This window comes from Finegoldia magna, from assembly GCF_018371055.1.
Classification (GTDB): domain Bacteria; phylum Bacillota; class Clostridia; order Tissierellales; family Peptoniphilaceae; genus Finegoldia; species Finegoldia magna_I.
This window is the reverse complement of record NZ_JAGYZD010000200.1, coordinates 1-3158: the sequence shown is the minus strand read 5'-3', so window position 1 is coordinate 3158 and position 3158 is coordinate 1. Positions and strand designations below refer to the sequence as shown.

The window sequence follows — 3158 nt, the reverse complement described above, 5'->3', positions numbered from 1 at the left end:
GAACTCTTCAATCAATTTATTTCCAATTCTTCTTTCATCTTTTGTAACATCAACTACTTTAGAATTTTCATCTAAAATAATTTTAGTTTCTGGAAAATCAAAGTCGATGCTTCCTCTATTTTTCCTTCTAACACTTAGAATTTCATACAATTCTTTCATTAGTAATAAATTATCCGTGAGTTTTTCATCATCATAAGGATTTTCTATGTCTTCCAAAAAGTCTGACACATTTTTATAGACTAATCTATAATCAGAATTTATAACAGATTCATAGAATTTGTAGTCAAGAGTTTTTCCTGTTGGCGAAATTTCCATTTTAACTGTCAAACAAAGCCTGTCTTCATTAGGGTTTAATGAGCAAATTCCATTAGATAATTCTGTAGGTAACATAGGAATTACTCTATCCAACATGTATACACTTGTTCCTCTTCTAAAAGCTTCCTTATCTAGTGCAGTATTCTTTCTAACGTAATGGCTTACATCCGCTATGTGAACATATAGTATGAAGTTATCATCTTTTTTAGTAATACTAATAGCATCATCAAAATCTTTTGCATCAGATCCATCAATTGTCACAGTAAACAAATCCCTAAAATCCATTCTAGATTTCTTTTCTGATTCATCCACCTGTTGCTCTATTTCCTTTGCTTGTTCTTTTACTTTTTTTGGAAATTCATACGGTAATTTAAAAGTCTTCGCTATAGAATAAATGTCAATCCCAGGATCGTCCTTGCCTCCCAAGACTTCAACTATAACTCCTTCTGGATTTTTGTGTTTTTTAGATGGAGTTTTGATTAATTTAACTACGACTTTATCGTTGTTTTTTGCTCCATTTTTATTACCAGATTGGACAAAAACATCGAACCCGTATTTTTTATCATCTAAAATTACAAAACCATAACCTTTTGCTTCATCAAAAGTTCCCACAAGTTTTTTTGTTTCTCGGGATAGAATTTGTAAAACTTTCCCTTCAGGACTTCTATTTGGTTTTTTATCTACTGTTATAGTAACTAAAACTTTATCTTTGTGGATTGCACCATTTAAATCTTTTTTGGCTATAAATATATCGTCAATGCTTTCATCATCGGGAATAAAATAGCAAAAATCACTTCCAGATCCTTGAATTGTACCTGGATATGCTTTTTGCTCTGTAATTGGAATTATATTAGAATTTTTATCGAGTAAAATTTTCTTATCTTTTTGTAGTTCATTAATAATCTTATGAAAAATTTTCTTATCTTTTTTTTCAATATTTAATCTTGAAGATAATTCATCAAAAGTTAAAGGAATATAATCATTAGAATTTACGATATTAAGTACCTTTTGCTTTATTTTCATTAAATACCTCCTGGTTGTTTCCTATCTATATTATACCCTAAATGATAAAAAACTACCTAATTGTTGTATTTAACGTTTATTTTACAATTTCCCCTTTATCAATAAAGATTAATCTATCAGATAAAATTTCTGCCTCAACTCTATTATGGGTAACCATGATAATTGGAATATCCAACGATTTTTTGATTTCGATTAATTCTTCATAAAACTTATTCTTAAATTTTTCATCAATTGAACTGAAAGGTTCATCCATTAATAGCAAACGCGGCTTATTCGCTAATGCTCTAACTATTGAAACTTTTTGTTTTTCTCCACCTGATAAAGTATTAGGAAAATTCTCCAAAAGATATTCAATTCCTAGTTTTTCTATAAGTAAATTTGTATAATTTTTGTCAGGATTCATAAAGAAAATATTGTCTTTAACACTCATATTTGGAAATAGTGCGTAATCTTGAAAAACATATCCAATATTTCTTTCCTGTGGTTTCAAATTTATTTTATCTGAAAACAAAATATTATCATCAAGAATAATCTCTCCTTTATCCGGAGTTAATAAACCCGCGATTGAGTTTAAAATAGATGTTTTTCCGCTTCCAGACTCACCCATTATACACAAAATTTCATTTTCTACAGTAAAATCCACGTTCAGTATAAAATGATTTAATTTTTTTTCAATATTACACTTCAGCATTTCTATTCCTTCTCTTTTCGATCCATCTATTCAAGAAATATATCAATGAAAATGAAAATACCACAACAACAATCATTAAGGTATTAGCCATTGTTTTATCACCACGTTCAACCGCGTAGTACATCGCTAATGGAATTGTTTGAGTTTTGCTCGGAATATTTCCAGCAACCATCATAGTCGCTCCAAATTCTCCTAAACTTCTAGCAAAAGCAAGTACCAAACCACTAATTATCCCTGTATAAGCTAAAGGAATTGCTATTCTGAAAAATATTTTCCATTCACTAGCCCCCATAGTTCTTGCTGCATTCAAAATTTTCTTGTCTATACTTTGAAATGCAGATTTACAGTTTTGATACATAAGTGGAAATGATACTATTACAGACGCAATAACACACGCTTTCCATGTAAAAATAATACTCCATCCAAAATTATCATAAAAAAATTTCCCAATTAATCCATTGTTCCCTATTACAATTAAAAGTATGTACCCTAATATTGATGGTGGTAAAACAAGAGGCAATGTGATAATTGCCTCTAATATACTACCATTTTTCTTGTTAAATTTTACCATCATCCATGCAATAAATATTGATAGAATGGACGTAATAATAGTTGAAATTATGGATACCTTTAATGAAATAATAATAGGCATCATAATATCATTATTCATGTCTAGATTCAAAACCTGCTTCCTTGAAATATTTTGCTGATAATTCGTTTTGTAAAAATTCATATAATTTGTTTTGCATTTCGGTATTCTTAGAGTAAGTTGTTTTAGTTATCGGATAAATAATAGGTTTATGAGAACTTTCATCAACATTAAAAGCTACTTCAACCTTATCATCAGTTACCGCGTCAGAAGAATAAACAAATCCAACTTCAACTTCCTTGCTGTCAACAAATCTCAAAGTATCTTTAACATTTTTACCATATACAAATTTTTCTTGAAGCTTGTCCAATAAATTATAATGAGTCAAACTTTGTTTTGTATATTGTCCTACTGGAACAGTTTCTAATTCTGCTACAGCAATTTTGCCTTTAATGTTTTCCAAATCTTCAATTTTAGAAATTGTAACATCAGTTTCTTTGTTTTTAACAATAACTAACTTGTTTTTTAATAAACTTTTTG

General features: G+C 29.0%; 4 protein-coding genes. All 4 read right to left on the bottom strand.

The features are described from left to right. Positions 1 to 1338 (bottom strand): ribonuclease R family protein (locus KHW44_RS07870; protein ID WP_304068097.1); only part of this gene is annotated, 1338 nt, incomplete at its 3' end. A gap of 76 nt (positions 1339 to 1414) precedes the next feature. Beyond that, positions 1415 to 2029 carry an ATP-binding cassette domain-containing protein gene (locus KHW44_RS07865; protein ID WP_304068094.1) on the bottom strand — a complete coding sequence of 205 codons (615 nt, stop codon included), beginning with the start codon at positions 2027 to 2029 and terminating at the stop codon, positions 1415 to 1417. Then, positions 2016 to 2711: a molybdate ABC transporter permease subunit gene (gene modB / locus KHW44_RS07860; protein ID WP_304068091.1), complete on the bottom strand. Its 696-nt coding sequence runs from the start codon at positions 2709 to 2711 to the stop codon at positions 2016 to 2018. Before modB ends, KHW44_RS07865 begins: the two co-directional genes overlap by 14 nt. Next, positions 2692 to 3158, bottom strand: a 467-nt coding sequence (gene modA, locus KHW44_RS07855) for a molybdate ABC transporter substrate-binding protein (protein WP_304068088.1), incomplete at its 5' end; no start/stop codon positions are given. The genes modA and modB, both read right to left, overlap by 20 nt.